The 19,932-nt window shown below is 47.6% G+C and carries 15 protein-coding genes and 1 pseudogene; 7 read left to right on the top strand and 9 right to left on the bottom strand.

The window, feature by feature from the left end; all coding sequences use genetic code 11:
- Positions 1–7: 7 nt before the first annotated feature.
- Positions 8–142: a hypothetical protein gene (locus tag LO777_RS20060; protein WP_268907418.1), complete on the bottom strand. Its 135-nt coding sequence runs from the start codon at positions 140–142 to the stop codon at positions 8–10.
- Positions 143–154: 12 nt separating this feature from the next.
- Positions 155–2,181 (bottom strand): annotated as a pseudogene (locus LO777_RS21035) (urocanate hydratase).
- 217 nt (positions 2,182–2,398) lie between these two features.
- On the opposite strand from LO777_RS21035, the gene hutH reads away from it, so the two are divergent.
- Positions 2,399–3,937 carry a histidine ammonia-lyase gene (hutH, locus tag LO777_RS10000; protein WP_407929134.1) on the top strand — a complete coding sequence of 513 codons (1,539 nt, stop codon included), beginning with the start codon at positions 2,399–2,401 and terminating at the stop codon, positions 3,935–3,937.
- Between the two features lie 68 nt (positions 3,938–4,005).
- Positions 4,006–4,767, top strand: a complete 762-nt coding sequence (hutC, locus tag LO777_RS09995; RefSeq protein ID WP_228853778.1) for a histidine utilization repressor — start codon at positions 4,006–4,008, stop codon at positions 4,765–4,767.
- Here hutC and LO777_RS09990 read toward each other — a convergent pair.
- Complete coding sequence (locus LO777_RS09990; RefSeq protein WP_228853777.1) at positions 4,764–5,774, bottom strand: cyclic nucleotide-binding domain-containing protein; 1,011 nt, start codon at positions 5,772–5,774, stop codon at positions 4,764–4,766. The genes hutC and LO777_RS09990 overlap by 4 nt on opposite strands.
- A gap of 216 nt (positions 5,775–5,990) precedes the next feature.
- Between LO777_RS09990 and LO777_RS09985 the strand changes: the two genes are divergently transcribed.
- Positions 5,991–6,773 (top strand): hemerythrin domain-containing protein, encoded by a 783-nt coding sequence (locus LO777_RS09985; RefSeq protein WP_228853776.1) that lies wholly within the window; start codon positions 5,991–5,993, stop codon positions 6,771–6,773.
- A 151-nt stretch (positions 6,774–6,924) separates the two neighbouring features.
- Here LO777_RS09985 and LO777_RS09980 read toward each other — a convergent pair whose 3' ends face one another.
- On the bottom strand, positions 6,925–7,122 hold the full coding sequence (locus LO777_RS09980; protein ID WP_228853775.1) for a heavy-metal-associated domain-containing protein: 198 nt from the start codon (positions 7,120–7,122) through the stop codon (positions 6,925–6,927).
- 272 nt (positions 7,123–7,394) lie between these two features.
- Between LO777_RS09980 and LO777_RS09975 the strand changes: the two genes are divergently transcribed.
- The 4 genes from LO777_RS09975 to LO777_RS09960 all read left to right on the top strand — a co-directional run bounded on the left by LO777_RS09975 (position 7,395) and on the right by LO777_RS09960 (position 13,953).
- Positions 7,395–9,884: a heavy metal translocating P-type ATPase gene (locus LO777_RS09975; RefSeq protein WP_228853774.1), complete on the top strand. Its 2,490-nt coding sequence runs from the start codon at positions 7,395–7,397 to the stop codon at positions 9,882–9,884.
- A 241-nt stretch (positions 9,885–10,125) separates the two neighbouring features.
- Positions 10,126–10,986, top strand: coding sequence for a DNA-binding protein (locus LO777_RS09970; protein WP_228853773.1), 861 nt, complete (start codon positions 10,126–10,128; stop codon positions 10,984–10,986).
- A gap of 80 nt (positions 10,987–11,066) precedes the next feature.
- Positions 11,067–13,331, top strand: a complete 2,265-nt coding sequence (locus LO777_RS09965) for a PAS domain S-box protein (protein WP_228853772.1) — start codon at positions 11,067–11,069, stop codon at positions 13,329–13,331.
- Positions 13,312–13,953: a response regulator gene (locus LO777_RS09960; protein ID WP_228853771.1), complete on the top strand. Its 642-nt coding sequence runs from the start codon at positions 13,312–13,314 to the stop codon at positions 13,951–13,953. Before LO777_RS09965 ends, LO777_RS09960 begins: the two co-directional genes overlap by 20 nt.
- A 98-nt stretch (positions 13,954–14,051) precedes the next feature.
- Here the strand turns inward: LO777_RS09960 and LO777_RS09955 are convergent, their stop codons facing one another.
- From LO777_RS09955 to LO777_RS09935, 5 genes are all read right to left on the bottom strand, one after another.
- Complete coding sequence (locus LO777_RS09955; protein ID WP_228853770.1) at positions 14,052–16,418, bottom strand: hypothetical protein; 2,367 nt, start codon at positions 16,416–16,418, stop codon at positions 14,052–14,054.
- A 137-nt stretch (positions 16,419–16,555) separates the two neighbouring features.
- Positions 16,556–17,749, bottom strand: a complete 1,194-nt coding sequence (gene dsrP, locus LO777_RS09950; protein WP_228853769.1) for a sulfate reduction electron transfer complex DsrMKJOP subunit DsrP — start codon at positions 17,747–17,749, stop codon at positions 16,556–16,558.
- 5 nt (positions 17,750–17,754) lie between these two features.
- Positions 17,755–18,345, bottom strand: a complete 591-nt coding sequence (locus LO777_RS09945) for a 4Fe-4S dicluster domain-containing protein (RefSeq protein WP_407929065.1) — start codon at positions 18,343–18,345, stop codon at positions 17,755–17,757.
- A gap of 38 nt (positions 18,346–18,383) precedes the next feature.
- Complete coding sequence (locus LO777_RS09940; RefSeq protein ID WP_228853768.1) at positions 18,384–18,683, bottom strand: ubiquinol-cytochrome c reductase iron-sulfur subunit N-terminal domain-containing protein; 300 nt, start codon at positions 18,681–18,683, stop codon at positions 18,384–18,386.
- Positions 18,684–18,685: 2 nt separating this feature from the next.
- Positions 18,686–19,348 carry a cytochrome c3 family protein gene (locus tag LO777_RS09935; RefSeq protein WP_228853767.1) on the bottom strand — a complete coding sequence of 221 codons (663 nt, stop codon included), beginning with the start codon at positions 19,346–19,348 and terminating at the stop codon, positions 18,686–18,688.
- Between the last annotated feature and the right edge of the window lie 584 nt (positions 19,349–19,932).

Here is a 19,932-nt window from a genome sequence, read left to right as displayed (position 1 = left end):
TCGTGGATCAGGCCGTTTTTGACAAGCAGAGCGCCGTCGTGAAAACAGGTGAGCTCCCCCTGTTGTCCTCCCCCTTTGGTTTCCCGTTGTCGGCAGGAGTATAGATCGTACAGTTTTGAAAGAGTGTGGCCGGTGGTGACATGGTAATCTCTGGTTATCTGTTGTTGAAAAGTTCTTCGGTTGCCCTGTCCACCAGGGATTGATCCGCCTGGAAGGGAATGGTTATCTGGTCGCCATTTATGTTATTCCTGTTATATTCCATGGCCACTTCCATGGCATTGGGGTTTCTGGCCCAGTTGCGCCGGGCCACACCGCCCATCACATCCCATGACATGGCAGACCTGAGAATGTCATCCACCTGCCGGCTGCCGTCCAGGACCATGCCGAAACCACCGTTTATCGCTTTGCCGATACCGGTGCCGCCACCGTTATGGAGTGCTACCATGGACATGCCCCTGGCTGCGTTTCCGGCAAAGCAGTGAACAGCCATATCTGCACAGACATTACTGCCATCTTTTATATTAGCCGTTTCCCGAAATGGAGAATCAGTACCGCCGGGGTCGTGGTGGTCCCGGCCGAGCATGACAGGACCTATCTCACCTTTTCTAACCAGCTTGTTGAATTTCAGGGCTATAGCCGTACGGCCTTTTGCGTCCGAATAGAGGATACGGGCCTGGCTGCCCACAACCAGGTTGTTCTTTTTGGCATCCCTGATCCAGGTATAATTATCCCGGTCCTCGGCCCGTCTTTCAGGGTCGATGCAGGACATGGCTGCCCGGTCTGTTCTGTCCAGGTCTTCAGATTTGCCGGAAAGGCACACCCAGCGAAAGGGTCCGTAACCATAATCAAAGATCGGTCCCATGAGGTCTTCAAAATAGGAGGGATAAATAAAACCGTCCTTTTCATCAACCCCGTTTCGGGCAACTTCGATTACTCCTGCATCAAAAACGGCTTTTAAAAAGGCATTGCCGTAATCAAAAAAATAACTGCCCTGTTCCGAAAGTTTTTTGATAACCTGGTAATGTCTGCGAAGACTCTTGTTTACCAGGTCCCTGAATCTGTCCCTGTTTTCTGCCAGCAACCTCGTCCGCTCGGCAAAGGAGAGTCCCTGGGGACAGTAGCCGCCGTCATAGACCACATGGCAGGAGGTTTGATCGGAGAGCAGGTCAATTTTCACTTCTTTTTCTGCCAGGTATTCAAGCAGGTCGACGATATTTCCGTGGTAAGCGATGGCTGTATTGTCTCCGGCAGCAAGAGCTTTTTTTGCTATCTCCACTACTTCGCCCATGTCACTGGTGACGATGTCAACCCACCCCTGCCTATGCCGGGTTGTAATACGGGAGAGATCCACTTCCGCAGTGATGGAAACGGCTCCGGCTATTTTCGCCGCCTTGGGTTGGGCACCGCTCATGCCGCCCAGACCGGAGGAGACAAAGAGCAGACCGGCCAGGTCCCGTCAGCGGGGACGCCGCACATTTTTCGGGCACCGGCGAGCAGGGTGTTATAGGTACCATGGACTATACCCTGGGAACCGATATACATCCAGCCGCCTGCGGTCATCTGGCCGTAAGAGGAAACACCCATCTGGGCGGCAATTTCCCAGTCGTCAGGGTTGTCGTAGAGACCAACCATCAAGCCGTTGGTGATGATGACTCTGGGATTGTCCGGAGCAGATTTGAACAGTCCCAGTGGGTGTCCCGACTGCATGACCAGGGTCTGTTCCTCGGTCAGCTCCTGCAGGTATTTTTTTACAAGGCAGAGTTGCATCCAATCATGGCAGACGGAACCGGTTTCCCCATATGTAACGAGTTCATAAGGATAGAGAGCCACATCAAAATCCAGGTTGTTGTCGATCATAAGCTGGAAGGCTTTTCCGGCAAGGCATTTTCCCTTATACTCTTCAATGGGAAGAGCTTTGATGTGACCTTTGGGCCGAAACCGGTAACCGTAAATCCTACCGTAGGTTTTCAGCTCATCGAGAAATTCGGGTACCAGGGTTGTATGGTGTTGCTCCGGAATATACCGAAGGGCGTTTCTCAGTGCGGTTTCCGTCTGATTGCGGTTCAACCTGAAGCCGCGGGCGGGAGCCCGGCGGATACCCTCCAGAAAGGGTTGTTTTTCAGGCAGTTCATCATCGAGACGAATCTTCATTGCCTGGGATATATTACTATTTTTGAGCATGATTATCTCCTTGTCCCGAAAAAGTTGTAGAATTTGATAATACCTCATAGTATACAACCTAGAGGTTGTATATACAACTTTTTCTTGATAGTGACGATTCTTTTTTGTAGAACTGTATTATAAAAATAACAGGAAATATTTTTTAAAAACCATGTGTCGTTTTTGAAGTTTTAATTGTATATACAAGTAAGCCATTTTTAAGGAAGAAGAAATGATAATGAAAAATATACAGATTGTACCGGGGGAAATGACCCTGGAACAATTACGAACAGTCGCGGCAGAACCGGTCAGAGTTGAACTTATTCCCGAATGCAGGGAAAGTATTAGAAAATCGGTGGCCACTGTTGCCGATGTTATCAGCTCCGGGAGGGTGATATATGGAATCAATACCGGTTTCGGACTGCTGGCCAATACCATAATCCCCAATGATGAACTGGAGCATCTCCAGCGTTCAATAGTCCTTTCCCATGCCGCCGGTATTGGTGATTTAATGGATGAATCAACAACCAGGCTGCTCATGGTATTAAAAATAAACAGTCTGGCCAGGGGGTATTCCGGTATCCGCCTTGAGGTGATTGAAGCCCTGGTGAAACTTGTAAACAGCCAGGTTTATCCCTGTATCCCCAAAAAAGGTTCGGTTGGGGCATCAGGGGATCTTGCCCCCCTTGCCCATATGAGCACTGTGTTGCTTGGGGAAGGGGAGGTGATTTACGGGAAAAAGCGACTCAGCGGTCGCGAGGGCCTCGAAATTGCGGGGTTGCAGCCGATAGTGCTCGGCCCCAAGGAAGGACTGGCACTGCTGAACGGTACCCAGGCTTCCACTGCTTTTGGGTTGGAGGGGCTTTTTGCCACGGAAAACCTTTTTTCTTCCGCCCTGGTTGCAGGTGCACTGTCGGTGGAGGCCGCACTGGGAAGCAGGCGACCCTTTGAACCTGCCATTCATGAAGTGAGAGGACACCGGACCCAGGTAGATACTGCGGCAGCTTTTCGTCATCTTTTGACTGAAATGAGCGAGATTGGACTCTCCCATAAGGATTGCGAGGGTGTACAGGATCCATATTCCCTGAGATGTCAGCCCCAGGTGATGGGGGCCTGCCTTTCTCAGATCAGGAATGCAGCGGAGGTTCTGGTGACGGAAGCCAATGCCGTTTCTGATAACCCCCTGGTTTTTGCAGAGAGCTGTGATATTATTTCCGGGGGAAACTTTCATGCGGAACCTGTCGCCATGGCAGCTGACAATCTGGCCCTTGCCCTGGCTGAGATCGGGGCTATTTCAGAGAGGAGAATAGCCTTGCTCATTGACACTCATATGAGTAAACTGCCTCCGTTTCTGGTGGAAAAAGGTGGGCTCAATTCCGGATTTATGATTGCCCAGGTGACGACAGCAGCTCTTGCCAGTGAAAACAAATCTCTGGCCCATCCGGCATCAGTGGACAGTCTGCCAACCTCGGCAAACCAGGAGGATCATGTTTCCATGGCAACTTTTGCCGGACGCAGATTGCTTGATATGGCCGAAAATACTGCTGGAGTGGTCGGTGTTGAGCTGCTCGCCGCCTGCCAGGGCCTGGACTTCAGGGCACCGTTGAAGACATCGCCCCTTCTTGAGAAGGCAAAGGAAAAGGTGAGGGCGCTGGTTCAGTTTTATGATCAGGACAGGTATTTTGCACCCGATATCGAAAAGGCAAGCGAGCTGGCCCTTTCCGGGACTTTGAATTACCTTGTGCCGGAAGGGTTGTTGCCGGGTGTGACTGCCTGATAAACCAGTCTGACTGGGCTAAATTTTCAGTTTAAGAATGAGTAATTGGATCAACAGGTGGACTTAAAATGCAGTTTTTCGATCATATTCATAATATTGATCCTTCCCTGCCCCGTTATCAGCAGGTCAAGGAGTATATCCTTTCCCGTATCGAAAGTGGTGAGTTGCGTGAAGAGATGAAAATCGAGTCGGAAAACAGACTCGTTGAACTGCTCGGTGTCTCACGAATGACTGTAAACAGAGCCCTGCGGGAGTTGACTGGCGAAGGAAAGCTGACTCGTGTCCAGGGACTGGGAACCTTTGTGGCCAACCAGAAACCTCAGTCAGCACTTCTTGAGGTTCAGTCCATTGCCAAGGAAATTCGTGAGCGGGGAGGGGCTTACTCCTGTGAAGTCTGTGTTCTGGCGGAAGAAAAAGCAAGCCCCGCGCTGGCTCTTTCCATAGGACTGCAACCCTATGCTTCCGTTTTTCATTCACTTATTGTTCATATGGATAATGGTGTTCCTATTCAGTTGGCTGACAGGTATGTCAAACCGGATTTTGCCCCTGATTTTCTGAGACAGGATTTTACCCACGTTTCTCCAAATGAGTATCTGCTGGATATTGCGCCTATTTCAGAGGTGGAACATGTGGTGGAAGCGATGATTGCCCAGGCGCCAGTTCGTGAGTTACTGCAGATTGATGAGACGGAACCCTGCCTGGTCCTGCACCGGAAAACCTGGGTGGAGGGAGAGATTGTGACAAAGTCCAGTTTTTACAATCCGGGTTCCAGATTTACCATCGGTGGCAGGTTTACCCCATCGAACCGAGGGAGTATCCAGGTTATTTAATTTCCGGAATGGTGCTGACTGTTTTTTCTATCAGGTCGTCTGCAGAATTTTACAATTTCCTTTTCTTCCAGTTTGGTGGGAAACTGAATGTGCAGGGTGTAGTCATTATAGAGATGGAAACTCACTTCAACAATTCTACCAAGCGTTTTCAATGGAGTTTCATCCCTGTTGAAGCTGCAGTTCAGCAACAGGTATCTTCCTAAAAGAGCTCTTGCTGTTTCCCTGTTGGAGCATCTGATACCGAAGCTGGTTCCGGATACTGACAGTTCTGAAAGAGTGCCGCGAAAATGTGTTTCGGTCTTTTTACCTTTCTTATCCAACAGACACGCAGTTACCTGTCCTGACACCGTGTACCTCGTGGCATGCAGTTTATCCGATTTCTTTCTGCGGAGGATTTCATCGATCTGGCCATTTTTCATGCAGTAGTCGATGAGTTTGTCGTAGAGTTCAGGGTTCTCATTCCAGCCGGTGGCTGCTGAGTTTTCCAGGACCATAAGTTGTACTTCCGAACTGGTTACCGCCGTGGCACTACAGAGAGCTATGGTGGCAAAGGTATATTCCCCGAGGATGTCTCCCCGGCCAAGTTGGGCCAGCACCACTTGTCTTTTTCCCTTTGGTTGACAGATGGAAACTCTCCCCCTGTCAATGAAAAAGAGTCGGTTATTGAATGAACCCTTGGACAGCACTATTTTTTTCGGTGGTACAATGACCTTTTTCAGGCTGTAGAACAGACAGTTCTGTTCTTCTTCGGAGAGGGTACTGTAAAGCTTGTCCCATACAGCGAAATGATCCCGGTCCCTGTTGGCTGTTTTTGTGTTTTCAATCAGTTCAGCTGATTTGATAATTTCGCTGAGAGCCATCGGGTTGACTTTAAGCAGCTTTTCCCGCAATGCTTCGGCACGGATGATATCATTGTTTTCAAGGGATAATTTAATGGCGTGGAAGATTTTTTCTGTCTGCCGGGCGAGATCCTGTTCAGGTGGGATGGGTTTTGCTGGTGTGACCATATGTTTTCCTCCCGGAATACAGATGTTGAAGTGTGAAAAGCTATTTTAATTATACCTGAATTCGGTGATTTCTCAAATCTGTAGCTGAAAAGAAAAAAGTCTTTTTGTATTGTTTGATTTAAATCAAGGTCCCTTTTATTTATCTCGTATATCCTTACAGTATACCTGACAGGCGTAATTACATGTCTGCTGTTACATATCAGAGGAAATATTCAAATGGAACAATACGAAAATAGAGGTATCAAGGAAATAATAGCGGAATTTCCCGAGGTTGGAACAGTGCTTGAGCAATACGGGATCGGTTGCGGACCATGTACGGTTGGGATGTGTCAATTAAAGGATATACTCGAGATTCATCAGATGGAGCCGGAACAGGAACGAGAGCTGATGCTTCGTATTGAGTCTGTAATTTATCCCGAGAGAGATATCCAGATATTCCGGGAGACAACAGTGCCATCAGAACGGAAGGTCCACGTTTTTCATTCCCTGCCCATGCAGAAGCTGGTTGGAGAGCATGTTCAGATCAAACGCTGGTTGGCCCTGATTCCATTTGTGGTGGAGAGTATGGATCTGAATTCTGAAAAAGGACAGGAACTTGTGCGGGATGGCATTGATCTTATTCGATCCTATGCTGACAGGCTCCACCATGGAAAGGAAGAGGATATTTTGTTTGCATATTTCGATGACAGTTTGGAAATTTTTCAGGTTATTTATCAGGACCACAAGGAAGCACGCAACCTTGTCAAGGCGATGCTCGCCTCGCTGGAAGCAACCGATACCAGGACTCTGAAGGAACATCTTCTCGCTTACCGGTCGTTGCTGGCTGAACATATTAAAAAAGAAGATGAGATACTTTTTCCCTGGCTGGACAGGGAATTGACAGCCGGGCAGATTGAAGAGATAGCTGAGAAATTTGTTTTAAAAGATAAGGAAACCGGAATTGATCCGGGCAAGTATGAGCTTTTTCTTGACAACCTGGAACAACGGTTCACTCCCTGATCCCAAAAGCAGGTATTTGGATCAAAGTATATCAACGTGCAACAGGAGGTCGGAACCATGTGTGAAAGCTTGACAGTACCGTGACGTTGCTATTCTTGAGTCGAAAAATCAACACAGAGGTCAAACAACCGTCAAGGATTCCGGAAGATGATCATGAAGCCGCTTCAAAACCGATAGCCTTGATGGCTGCAACTATGTCATCTTTGCTGACACCATCATTTATAAATGAGGCTTCTCCTTTTTCCAGGTTTACCGATACTTGAGAAAGACCGGCAATTCCTTCCAGCGTTTTCTGTACGGAACCCGTACAGTGGTTACAGCTCATTCCTTTTATTTTTATTGTTTCCATAGATCAGTCTCCAAAAAAAAGGGGGTGTGAATCAGCTCAGAAAACATTTTAACATTATTTTCGGCATATTACTTAAAACAAACCCACAAAACCGTTACGGATTCAGGATTATATTAAAAGTTGTAATAACAACAGGGGTTATGTCAAGTGTCTTTACATCATCCATTTTAATCTCTATTTTTAATCCTGATTACCCATGAAACTCAGCCAAGTTGGAAATACGCCCGACAAGGCAGGGAGATTTAAAAAAAATTCCAACAAAAGGTTATGCTATGGCAGGAACAGAAAATCTGCAGATGCCGGTAAAGGGCATGCACTGTGCAGCGTGTTCCGCACGAATTGAAAAGATATTGAGCAATCTGGAGGGTGTTGACGATGCGGTTGTCAACCTGGCAACGGAAAACCTGGCGCTGAAGTACGATCCGGATCAGGTTTCAATACATGAAATAAAAGAGGCTGTGGACAGGATGGGATTTGAACTTGTTTTGCCGGAAAAGGGCAAAACAATTCAACTGTCTATTTCCGGTATGCACTGTGCAGCGTGTTCCGCTCGAATCGAAAAGGTGATAGGTGGCCTTGAAGGAGTGGATGAGTGCAGTGTCAATCTGGCAACAGAAAAAGCCCGGGTTCGCTTTGATCCAGCCCTTGTTTCCGTTGATGATATTACCCGGAGTATTGACGGCCTCGGTTTTGGTGCCACAGAGACAGAAGGTGATGGGCAGGAAGAGGAGCTTGAAGGGGCGCTGGAAAAACTGCAGGCCATGCGACGGAGGCTCCTGCCCCTTTTTCTGCTGGCTTCAGTGATCTTTTTCGTCTCCATGGGGCATATGATCGGTATCACTCTGCCTGCATTTCTTGATCCCGGAATTTCACCACTTAATTTTGCCCTGGTTCAGTTCATCCTGGTTTTGCCAGTTCTCTGGATGGGAAGGAATTTTTATATTAACGGTGTTCCCGCGTTTTTTCGAGGTGTTCCCAATATGGATTCCCTGATTGCCATGGGGACAGGAGCCGCATTTATTTATTCCACCTGGAACCTGGTGGAAATATGTCTGGGGATTGATCCCTTTTCAAAGGCCGGGGATCTTTATTTTGAGTCGGCGGCCATGCTGATTGCCCTTGTTTCCCTGGGAAAATATTTTGAGGCCAAATCCAAGGCAAAGACCACCGATGCTATTCGCCAGCTGATGGAACTTGCCCCGGAAGAGGCCATTCTTCTAAAAGATGGTGAGCAGCAGAAAATTGCTGTTTCCGCTATCAAGACAGGTGATCTGCTCCTTGTAAAGCCGGGGGAGCGTGTGCCGGTGGACGGGGTTATTGTCGATGGCAGATCAAGTGTAGATGAATCCATGCTGACGGGTGAGAGTTTGCCTGTCGCCAAAAAAGTGGGTGACCTCCTTCTCGGAGGAACATTGAACCGAAAGGGTGCGCTGACCCTGCGGGCGGAAAAGGTGGGAGAGGATACCATGCTGGCCAAGATCGTCCAGCTTGTTCGTGAAGCGCAGGGATCAAAGGCTCCCATTGCCAATCTTGCCGATAGAATCAGTCTTTATTTTGTGCCGACGGTGATGACTATTGCCGCTGTTGCCGGATTTTCATGGTATTTTATAGGTGAGGCAGGTTTTACATTTTCCCTGCGTATTTTTATTGCCGTCCTGGTCATTGCCTGCCCCTGTGCCATGGGACTTGCCACACCGACGTCCATCATGGTGGGCACCGGCCGGGGAGCGCAACTGGGGGTCCTTGTTAAAAACGGAGAAGTTCTCGAACTTGCCGGCAAAGTGGATTGTATTGTTTTTGATAAGACAGGAACCCTGACTGCAGGCAAACCAACTTTGACCGATATCCATCTCGAGGGCTCCCTTGGTGAAGAAACGGTGCTTGGATTTGCGGCGGCAGCAGAAATACAGTCGGAACATCCTCTGGCCGAGTCCCTGATGAGTGCGGCCAGTGAAAAATCATTGATCCTTCCCGAGGTTGTTTTTTTCACCTCCATTACCGGAAGAGGTGTTGAGGCTGAGCTGGAGAAGGAAGGTGTGAAATACAGTGTTTTGATCGGGAACAGCATGCTCATGCAGGAAAAAAATGTAAAAGGGCTTAATGCTGATCTGGAGGAAAAGGCACAAAAATGGGCAGCAGACGGTAAGACTGTACTCTACTTAAGTGTTGATGACAATTTTGCAGCCCTGCTTGCAATTGCAGATCCAGTTAAAAAAGCGGCTGTGGCAGCCATATCTGATCTCAAGGCCATGGGGCTTGACCTGGTCATGTTGACAGGGGACAATGAGGTGACTGCCGGAGCAATAGCAAGGCAGGTTGGAATTGAGCGGGTGATTGCAGGAGTGCTGCCTGACCGTAAGGAACAGGAGGTGGTCAGGTTGCAGGAGAAGGGGCAGCTTGTTGCCATGGTGGGTGACGGAATCAATGATGCTCCGGCTCTGACCCGGGCGGACGTGGGAATTGCAATGGGGACCGGTATTGATGTGGCCATTGAGTCGGCTGATATTGTCCTCATGCAGGGGGACCCGAAGGGGGTTTCTACAGCCATCGGCCTGAGCCGGGCCACCATGACCAATATCAGGCAGAACCTCTTCTGGGCCTTCGCCTACAACGTAGTCGGTATTCCTGTTGCCGCGGGAGTCCTTGCAATTTTCGGTGGCCCGACCCTGAATCCCATGGTTGGTGGGGCGGCCATGGCTTTCAGCTCGGTTTCCGTTGTTACCAATGCGCTGAGGTTGAGATGGTATACTCCTCAGAAATAAATTTCATGACAATGATAGAATGTGGTTGATCTGTAAATTTCGGTATACTGGTGATATGGTGGTCTGGTTCCAAAGGCGCTCAGAGGGTATAAATTGCTGAGCCACCGGGTTCAGCAATACCGTTTTCTCCAAATCCTGCATATCAGGAAGATAAACAATATTTTTTCATCTTCTGGCCCTCAGGTTTACTGGGTGCAGGATTCTGGTCTTATCAAAATTACAATAATTGAAGGTACAATCCATGTTGAAAATGTATAAAATTCTTGTTTCAGTCGTCTGTTTTGTCCTTTTTCTATCTGTCGTCATTTCTTCCGGGAAGGCTGCAGCCTCAAAGAACACTGGTCGGAACGGCGAAAACGGACAGGACGGTGTGATCTCCTGCACTGTCCTTGAAACCATGAATGCTGCCGGGTATACCTATTTTAAAGCTGATATGGGAGAAGGTCGGGGCTGGGTTGCCATTCCAATGGTGGTACTGAAAGAAGGTGACAGAGTTTCTTTTTACCAGGGAATGAAAATGGTGAATTTTTTTAGCAGAACCCTGTCCAGAACCTTTGGAGAAATCATCTTTTCTCCCGGTCTTGTGGGGCAGGTTCCAAAAGAGGTTGTTGACACTGTAAATACTTCCCGGGAACCAGAACAAAAGAGCAGGAAAACCGTAGTCGGGGAACCCAATGGCCTTGAAAACAGGATTTCGGACACAAGGCATATGCCCCGCCAGATTGATCCCCAGAAGGAATCGGGAGGCAGTGTCGCTGCCATAGCAATGCAGGAGGAAATTGCATTGCCCAAGGCTGAAGGTGAACACGCATTTACTGTAGGTGAACTGTACGCCAAGCGTAAGGCGCTAAGCGGCAAAATTGTCCGTGTTCGTGGGAAAGTTGTAAAATACAGTCCAAATATCATGGGCAGGAACTGGCTGCATATACAGGACGGCAGTGGTAATGCACTGGAGAACAGCCATGATTTGGTGGTGACTACCACAGAGATTCCTGAAAATATGAATGATATAACCATTGAGGGAATTGTTGCCACGGACAGGGATTTTGGTGCTGGATACAGATATTCTGTCATTATTGAAAAGGCTGTGATTAAAAAGTAAGCCGAAAATAAAACGCAATGTTTACCAGTCTGCGCGGCAAATTTATCTTTATATTTATACTGATTACAGTATCCACTGTAATGATTTCCAGTGGATACGCCCGTTATCAGCATCGCAGGTTTGTGATGGACCGGTTAAAGGAGCGGGCCATCGTTGATCTGGAGCTTATAAGTGCCGATATTCGCTCGCTGCAGCAATGGATTCAGCGTGATCTTCTGGTGCTGCGTGACCTTCCTGATCTACAGGCCCTGCTCAACAGTCAGAATGTTGCAGATGAATCATATCTGTTTCATATTGTTGAGCGGCAGTTTCTCAATATTGCCGCCCATCACCAGATTTTTCAGCAGTTACGTCTTCTCAGTGTAAGCGGAAAAGAGATTATCCGGGCTAACAGTAATGGCAGTAAACTCTGGCTCACCCCGGAAAGGGAACTGCAAGACAAAAGTGATCGCTATTATTTTCAGGAAGCAAGCCTGCTGAGAGACGGGGAAATCTCAATTTCTCCGATGGATCTGAATATTGAACAGGGGCAGCTGCAGATACCTCTGACTCCTGTTATCCGCTATTCAACACCGCTTTTTGACCATCAGAAAAGAAAAAAGGGGATACTTGTTCTTAATGTTTTCGGGTCTGTTTTTTTAAATTTGCTGGATCGTCAGCAGAAGCAGGTCAGAGGTGGTGAAAATTATTATCTTTTGAATAAAGATGGATATTTTCTTTATCATCCCGATATCCAGAAACGATTTGGATTCATGCTTGGCCATAATGAAACAGTTGTGAAAGATGAGCCCCTGATTGCAGCATGGTTGGGGACAAAGGAGCGGGGGACACAGCTCAAGGATAGTGCGGTTACAGGAAAGAAGACGCTCTATGCCTATATCCGGATTCCCCTTACCTACCCCATTCAACCAGATTTTCCTGAAAATTCCGGAGATAATCGCAGCAACAGCTACTGGATATTACTGACCACTGTCGATGACGCAAACCTGCTCCTTGGCCTGAATGAATATGTCCAGTCTTTTTTGAAATTTACCCTTCTTCTCACAGCCCTCTGTGTGGTGGTGGCTGTGTTTGTTTCGTGGAGATTTTCCAGACCTATTCTTTCCCTTGCCAGGGCCGCTTCAAAAATACATCAGGGGGATCTGTCTTCGCGGGCCAGGATTTACAGTCAGGATGATATGGGAAAATTTGGAAATCTTTTTAACAAGATGGCTGAAAATCTTGAAAAAAGTATGGGGAACCTCCAGAGGTCTGAGGCAAAATACAGACTGCTTTTTGAAAACTCCCAGGATTGTATTTTTGTCACTGACAAGGAGTTCAGGATAGTGGAGTTGAATCAGGCTGGCAGGAATCTTTTTGCTCTGGGGGAAAATAAATTACCTAGGGACCTCTTCCTGTTTGACCTTGGGGTGGCAGAAAAACAGGGAGAACAGGCTGATGTCATACGTCAGCTCGCTGCCGGAGAAGCGATAAGAGATGTTGAGATAGCAATAGTACGCAGGGATGGGAGTCAGCGGTATTGCATTATGACAGCTACAGCCAGAAAAGGTGAACACGGCATACCCTCTGGCCTGGAAGGGGTCCTTCGTGATGTGACGGAACTTCGGGAACAGCAGAGAAAAGAGCAGCAGATCGACAGACGGATCAGGGAGGAAATAGTTTTTGCCCAGGAAAGGGAGCGTCGTCATATGGGTCAGGTGCTCCATGAGGAAATGGCTCAGAACCTGGCTCTTGTTAATCTCAGGTTACAGGAGGCTGAGCAGCAGTCGTGTCGACGGCATAATGGTCCGGAAGAAGTGCCCAGTTGTATTCATGACGAACTTCTCGAAACCAGAAACATGGTCCAGGTTATGATTGATCAGATTCGCACCATGATTTTTGATCTTTTCCCGAGGGTGCTGGATGACCAGGGTCTTGGAGCTGCAATGGCCTGGTATGGCAGGAATTTCAGCAGGAAAACTGGTGTGAATGTAAGCGTTTACGGTGGAGAAAGTGAGCTTGGTCTTTCAAAATCTCAGAATATTTTTCTGTTCAGAGCCTATAAGGAATTGCTTCATAATGCCTGGAAACACGCTGAAACCGCAGAAATAGTAGCAACAATCAAACGCAGGGATGAAATTGTCCGCATGACCGTAGATGATGAAGGCAGGGGGTTTGATCCGCAACAGACAGACATGATGACAGATGAGTTCCAGGGAATAGGATTGGTGACAATCCGTCAGTGGCTGGATTCCATGGATGGTCGTATGACAATAGAATCCGAGATGGGTAAAGGTTGCCGGGTGATTCTGGATGTTCCGATAAAGAAAAAGGAGAATGGTTCGGATGAATGTTTTTCTGGTTGATGATCATCAGATGTTTCGACAGGGACTCCGAACTCTTCTGGAAGGGACATCGGATATTCATGTGGTTGGAGAAGCCGGTGACGGTCGTGAAGGGTTGAAGGAAATTGAAAAGCTGCAGCCCGATGTGGCTGTACTGGATATTGCAATGGCAGGCCTCAGCGGTATTGATGTGACAAAACAGTTGCAGAAAAGAGTTCCCGACTGCAGGATACTTGTCCTGACCATGCATGCCGACAGTTTTTTTGCCGTGGAATCATTGAAAGCCGGGGCACTTGGGTTTCTCCTCAAAGAGGAAAGCTTTGACAGGTTCATTGACGCTCTTCGATGCGTCGCAGCCGGAAATACATTTATATCTCCTTCACTCAAAACAGTGGTTCTGGAAGAACTTGTGGGCATAGCAAGGAAATCAAAGGACAGAAGCAAGGATATTCTTACCGTCCGCGAGCGGGAAATTCTCCAGCTTGTTGCTGAAGGAATGACCAATCAGGAAATTGCCGACACGCTCTGTATCTCGTCATCGACAGTTGATACACACAGAAAGAACATCATGACCAAGCTTGATGTACATTCGGTGGCTGGCCTGGTCAAGTATGCTATTCGTCATAAAATAGTAATCCTGTAATTATTTCCAGATTGTATACATTGCCGGATACAGAGAACCCCTGGTCCTTGAGAAAGGATCAGGGGGTTCAGGGTTGTGGACTGTCTGATAAATGTCCGTTATTTTTTCATTTCGGCAGGTTTGATTCCTTGTTCTGCCATGGTCTGGATCATTTTGTTCATGGCTTCAAGGTGTCTGGCGGGATCAATCGTGCCTTCAGTACTGACTTTCTTCCAGAGTTCCTCGTTGCTCATGTTCTGGTGGCATCCCATACAGGTGCCAGCACGCATGAAATTGTCCAGTTCCTTTTTGTTGAACGCCCTTGAAAGTGGCCAGTGAGTCCCTACTGTAGCAAGCTGAGTTCCATCACGGGTGACAATCTGGGACCAGTCAAAATTCAACTTCGGAATAGCCGGAATCTGAACACTGTATTTTTTGGGAAGAGGCTTGCCGGTTTTTGCATCCACTAGATCTTCCACAATGTTCTCATGCTGGCGCATGCCGAAAGTACCGTTGCCGATCCCAAGTCCTGCTGTCTTGGGATTTGTATGGCAGGATTCACAGGTTCTTGCTTTACGCTGTGCGGTATGTGGCTGGACGGGAGCCATATCGATAGCAAGGGGCACGTGTTCCTGTCCGAGCTGCTTGGCCTCATCCGGACTTTCGGCAATTTCATTGTTTACAAGAGTCTTGCCGTCCGAATTGATTACGGTGTAGGTTACCTGGCAGCCAGGCATAAGCGGGCTTACTCGGCCTTCACCCGAGATTCCGAGGACCGGGTCTTCCCATCGCAGGTAGCTGCGGGTTTCCATGGGCTTGCCCATACTCTTTATACCACCTGACCCAAGAACGGATTCCGCTGTCTGGCCATTATTCTTGTGGGCATTGCCTGATGCAATCCAGTCTGTACCCATACGTGGCTTTCCATCTTTCTTGGCAAAATTAACCTGTACATGGCAACCGTAACACTGGGGAACCCAGGAGGCGTGGCATGCGTAGCATTCCATTTTGTCCATATGCTTGGAGACGGAAGACATGGCAATCTCCGCTGAGGGATCCTTCCATTTCTTCTGTTCGTGCAGAGCCTTGAGAACCGGTACTTCAAAGTCGTTACCTGTTGCGGAATGGACTATGACTTTATTCCCACGCTTGACAACATTTCCTAATGGATTACCGCGTGCGGTGAGGACAAAACCGTCCTCCGCGTCATACTTTGCTCCAAACTGACGACCCGGGATCAATCTTTCCTTAGCAACGCCTCTGGCAGCAGGGTTCAGTTCATTGCCGAACTCATCGCCATAACCCACCGGCAGTTCCCACGGGTACTTGTCCGGGCGACCGTGGCAGTCTGTACATTCAATCTCTACCTGTCCCATTGTCGTTCCATGAATATTTCCGTCACCATGGACATCAATGCTGGTATGACAGTCCTGACAGAGCAGTCCGCCCTTGGGATTGCCTTCACGACTCTGAACCTGATGGTGCAGGTCATCAGAAATAAACATGTATTTTTTTGTGTGCAATTTGGGCTGTTTTTTACCGTTCTTATCGTAGGGCGAGCCGTAGGGGAATTCCATCAACCCCTGGAATGAAACACCAATTCGTTTTCCACGGTTATGGCAGGAGTTGCAGGATTCCACCGGAATTCCTCCGGTCTTACGGGTTCCCACGATTTCATGCTTGAGCATATGGCCCGGTTTATCCTTGGCAATGGTTTTATCATTGCCTTCATAAAAACCGTTGTTGGAATAGAGAACATGACATGCGGAACAGCCCATCCCACGGTAATCTCCACGTTTTTCCCTGCCACGGACACCAATATGACAGCGATTGCAGTCATGACGCTGGTAAGTGAGGGCGGCGAGTTTCGGATCGGCATTGATCTCTTCCATGGTCGGTTGAGGCAGCATTTTCAGTTCCATGGGAAACTGATCCGGATATTTCTGGACCATTTTGGACATATATTGCTTATAGGTTTCGGTGCCGGAAAGTGGTGCCGGCCCATCCAGATCCTTGGCATCGTAATTACCCCAGGGATTTTTGTAATTCTGCATTTCCTTAAAGCCGAAGGTATGCAGATTTCCCTGAATTTTACCAGCCTCTGTGTTCATGAGAGATGTAGTTGTACGGTAAACGTAGCCGGGATGACATGCCCCGCAGGAGTTATCCGCGATCCAGATGGAACCAGGATCAGGATAAAAATCCTTGGGGCCCGGAGAAAATTTCAGCGTGGCCGGTACTCCTTTATGCGCTTCCTCCTTGGTAGTTGCCTTGGGATTTCCGCCATGACACATGACGCATCCATCAGGATCGCCATGTTGAGACCCATTCATTTTGATTGTTCGCATCATCTCGTGGCTTTCCGGCTTGATATCCGCAAGTCCCGAGTGACACTCCTTGGTGGAGCAGCCCCCACCACCGTACACTGATCCGGCAGTCAGGATCAAACCTGCGGCCAGCAATAAACATATCCGTTTTCCTGCCATACTGTCAGACCTCCCCTTTTAAAGTTGTTGTTTCCACTTATGTGGCCTTCTTATGTTCCTTTTCTCCTAGTCGTTCAGGAAATGAATAGACAGCCTGCCACTGATTTTTGTTACAGACTGTTTACCAAGATTCAGAGTCAGTCTTTTCTAACCGCCTGCCCGTTCATAATGGGAATGGCACCCTTGAGCATCAGCGTATAAATAAGGAGTCCAAAAGCCCACACACCAAAACATATTTTCAGCTCATTCATGCTGGGAACATATTGGACAAAATCGCCAAGTGTTGTCGGGATAAAAGCAGGGATAACAAATCCCAGCCCTTTTTCTGTCCAGATACCGATGATTATCATGAGGCAGGAGATAATGAGCACGGTCTGGTTTCGCCTGAAAGGACTGAGGAGGAAAATTGCTGCACCAATGTTCAGTGATAAGGCGGTCCATATCCAGGGGGCCAGCATGGACTCACCATGCAACCCGAAAAGGTGACTGAAATGAACAACATGTTTTGAATCTGAGTAAAATTCAGCAAAGAATTCTGAACCAGCAAAAAAGATGTTGATAAGCAGACTTATGGTGACAATGACCCGTATACGGTTGATAACTGTATTATCAAATGAAATAGCACCGCTTTTTTTGAGAAAGAGAAAAACAAGAATCATGAAGGATGGTCCGGCCGCAAAGGCGGATGCCAGGAAACGCGGGGCAATGAGACCCGAGTTCCAGAATGGGCGTCCTCCCAGTCCCTGGAAGAGAAAGGCGGTGATGGTATGGATGGAAAATGCCCAGGCTATTGCCAGGAAAACAATGGGAATATAAAGGAATGGTCTGGGTGATCTGTTTCGAAATTTGGAATACAGGACATAAAAACAGACGTGGAAATTCAGCAGCAGATAACCGTTCAGCACGAGGACATCCCAGGAAAGCATGGAACTCGGAAAATTGAAAAATCCCAGCCTGGGAATCATGTGCCAGAGACGGTCGGGACGGCCGATATCCACAGTGACGAAAAGTATACACATGACCATGGCAGCGATGGCAAAAAGTTCGCTCATGATAACGACCTTGTGCATCTCCTTATCTTTGAAAATATAGGCGGGAATGACCATCATGACTGCCGCAGCTGCCATACCCACCAGAAAGACAAAGTTGGCGATATACATCCCCCAGGAAACTTCATCTCCCATCCCTGTTGTAGAAAGACCGTGGGCAAGCTGGATGGCCCAGGCATTCAGTCCTGTCAGAGAGACAATCAGGAGCAGTGTAATCCACAGCCAGTAGGTTGTGCTTCCACGGAAAATTGAGGTGAACCCATGTATTATAAATTGTATCATGGCGTCTATTTGGCAAAAACATAGTAAAATTTTGGTATTGTGCCCAGATCCTGCTTCAATACATAAACTCGTTCATTTTCTATAATTCTACGCACTTCTGATTCCGGATCACGCAGATTGCCGAATTTCCGGGCACCGGTTGGGCACACTTCAAGGCAAGCCGGGTATAACCCCTTCCTGGTTCTCTGCAGGCAGAAAGTGCATTTTTCCATGACTCCTATTGGTCGAGGCCGGTTGGACAGGTATGCCATTTCCGGATTGATATCAGCCGGCGCAATTTTGCCCTTTGCCCAGTTAAAGCGCCTGGCATGGTAAGGGCAGGCAGCCTCGCAGTAGCGGCATCCGATGCACCAGTTGTAATCGATGACAATAATGCCGTCTTTTTCCTTCCAGGTTGCTTTTACAGGACAAACTTTCACGCAGGGGGGATTCCTACACTGTTGGCACTGGACCGGCATATAAAAATAATTGGGATCGGCAGCTTCATTCTCAGGATAATCGTGGTCAGATGTTTCAAGGTCAATGCTTCCCTTTTTCATTTTCATGACGCGGATATATTGTATTTCCGGATCGCGGGACTGGTTATTTTCATTCATGCAGGCATAAACGCAGCGTCTGCACCCGATACAGCGGCCTATATTGAGGCATAGGCAAATTCCACCCCGTCCATTGGCGGTGGGTCACTGATATGGGTCCTGACGCCGTACTGGTTTTCAACCTGCTTTTCCAGTCGCTGGAAAATGACTTTTTTTTCATCAAATGAAAGTTTTTTGTAATGTTTTTGGAGGAATTCCTCCGCAGTCGGAATCTCCTCGGCATCCAGCAGGGGAGAGAGGGCAGCACAACCTGAGCCCACAGAAGCTACGGTTACAGCTGCAGCTGTAAGGAAATCGCGTCTGCTGAGGCTGGAAGTTTTTTCTGATTTCTTTGTCATGATTAAAATGTTTCCTTCTGCTCGATAAGATATTCAGAAGTAAAGGATTCCGGTCCATTATCTGTAGCCTGACCCGAGCGTATGTACTTTTTGTCCCAGGTAGGAGGTGGAGTTGTTTTAGCAAATTTGAAGACAGGAGAATGGGGATCGTGACAATCGGTACATGTGAACTTTTCTTGATCGAAACGGTTCCTGGCCAGCCATTTTCCCCGGCGAACACCATGGGTGTTTTTCTTCCAGTCGTTGTAGATCAGTCCATGACATTTTGCGCAGACTTCTTCAGGTGTCTGGGGCATGATGCCGCTGCCATCATTTTTAGCATATTTATTCCTGTCATTTATCAAATGGCAGTTATAGCAGCGGTCATTTTTTCCATGATTTAAAGAAATGGCAGTATGGGCAAATCGGGGAACTCGAACTGTCGGATCAGGAGGTACTTTTACCCAGAATGCGTGGCAGATAAAACAGTTTCCCGGCATGGTCGCATTCTTCCTGTATTCTTCCCTTGCCAGTTCTGGAGTATACCAGGCAGGGTTCAGCTCTTTTACAGAATGTGTAGAAGTTGACGGAACAGGAGAAAAAAAGACAAAATAGATGGCGAGCAGCAGGCAGACGGGGATGGTTGTAAATAACCAGGGACGACCAGGGGATGTAGAGTTGGGCATAATTAAGATATGAGATTGAAGTAACCCTGAAAATTGCTGTTATATCCTATTACTGCGTTCTGGTGAAAAAAGTATCTGCTGTTCAAAAGTACCCATTCATCACAGTCAGCTGATATTATTTTTCCACCAATTCATTTATCTTATATTCTGGTAAAGAAAAATATACCGGTTTGAAGGTATACTGGGGTCGGCTAAATCATTAGAGGATTTGAACCCGGATCCTGAAACGTTTTGTTTTTAGCGAAAAACGGCCTGGTTGTTGCGTCGCAGGTTTGAGGAAAATATAACTTGCATTGTATACTATTTTTATATACAATTATTGTATCCACTGTCTCTGTCCGTAAGGGGTTGAAGATATGTGAAAAATAAAATAATATGCTGTTTTTCTCTGGGTAGAGAATGGGGCGTTTCGTTAAGATTTACCGTCGCTAACCCGTATGTTCACCCAAAGTCAGTCTAACCGACGCTATCTTTTGCAGTATTTCGGTAGTAAACATTGGCTACTGTAATTTACTGCCAGGTAGCTAAGACTCTCAGAACTATGAAGCTGACGCCGCCTGAACTGATGGGAAATGCAGGCTAAA

The organism is Desulfomarina profundi (assembly GCF_019703855.1).
Lineage (GTDB): Bacteria > Desulfobacterota > Desulfobulbia > Desulfobulbales > Desulfocapsaceae > Desulfomarina > Desulfomarina profundi.
The sequence above is the reverse complement of the archived record's forward strand: the minus strand, read 5'-3'. Positions and strand labels throughout refer to the sequence as shown.

What these genes read in the sequence shown, in the direction of transcription:
- LO777_RS20060 (WP_268907418.1), bottom strand. Translation starts at nt 142, where the DNA reads ATGTCACCACCGGCCACACTCTTTCAAAACTGTACGATCTATACTCCT.
- LO777_RS09965 (WP_228853772.1), top strand. Translation starts at nt 11,067, where the DNA reads ATGATTTCCAGTGGATACGCCCGTTATCAGCATCGCAGGTTTGTGATG.
- LO777_RS09960 (WP_228853771.1), top strand. Translation starts at nt 13,312, where the DNA reads ATGAATGTTTTTCTGGTTGATGATCATCAGATGTTTCGACAGGGACTC.
- LO777_RS09980 (WP_228853775.1), bottom strand. Translation starts at nt 7,122, where the DNA reads ATGGAAACAATAAAAATAAAAGGAATGAGCTGTAACCACTGTACGGGT.
- LO777_RS09955 (WP_228853770.1), bottom strand. Translation starts at nt 16,418, where the DNA reads ATGGCAGGAAAACGGATATGTTTATTGCTGGCCGCAGGTTTGATCCTG.
- LO777_RS09940 (WP_228853768.1), bottom strand. Translation starts at nt 18,683, where the DNA reads ATGACAAAGAAATCAGAAAAAACTTCCAGCCTCAGCAGACGCGATTTC.
- LO777_RS09975 (WP_228853774.1), top strand. Translation starts at nt 7,395, where the DNA reads ATGGCAGGAACAGAAAATCTGCAGATGCCGGTAAAGGGCATGCACTGT.
- dsrP (WP_228853769.1), bottom strand. Translation starts at nt 17,749, where the DNA reads ATGATACAATTTATAATACATGGGTTCACCTCAATTTTCCGTGGAAGC.
- LO777_RS09945 (WP_407929065.1), bottom strand. Translation starts at nt 18,345, where the DNA reads ATGAATGAAAATAACCAGTCCCGCGATCCGGAAATACAATATATCCGC.
- LO777_RS09935 (WP_228853767.1), bottom strand. Translation starts at nt 19,348, where the DNA reads ATGCCCAACTCTACATCCCCTGGTCGTCCCTGGTTATTTACAACCATC.
- LO777_RS09985 (WP_228853776.1), top strand. Translation starts at nt 5,991, where the DNA reads ATGGAACAATACGAAAATAGAGGTATCAAGGAAATAATAGCGGAATTT.
- LO777_RS09970 (WP_228853773.1), top strand. Translation starts at nt 10,126, where the DNA reads ATGTTGAAAATGTATAAAATTCTTGTTTCAGTCGTCTGTTTTGTCCTT.
- LO777_RS09990 (WP_228853777.1), bottom strand. Translation starts at nt 5,774, where the DNA reads ATGGTCACACCAGCAAAACCCATCCCACCTGAACAGGATCTCGCCCGG.
- hutH (WP_407929134.1), top strand. Translation starts at nt 2,399, where the DNA reads ATGAAAAATATACAGATTGTACCGGGGGAAATGACCCTGGAACAATTA.
- hutC (WP_228853778.1), top strand. Translation starts at nt 4,006, where the DNA reads ATGCAGTTTTTCGATCATATTCATAATATTGATCCTTCCCTGCCCCGT.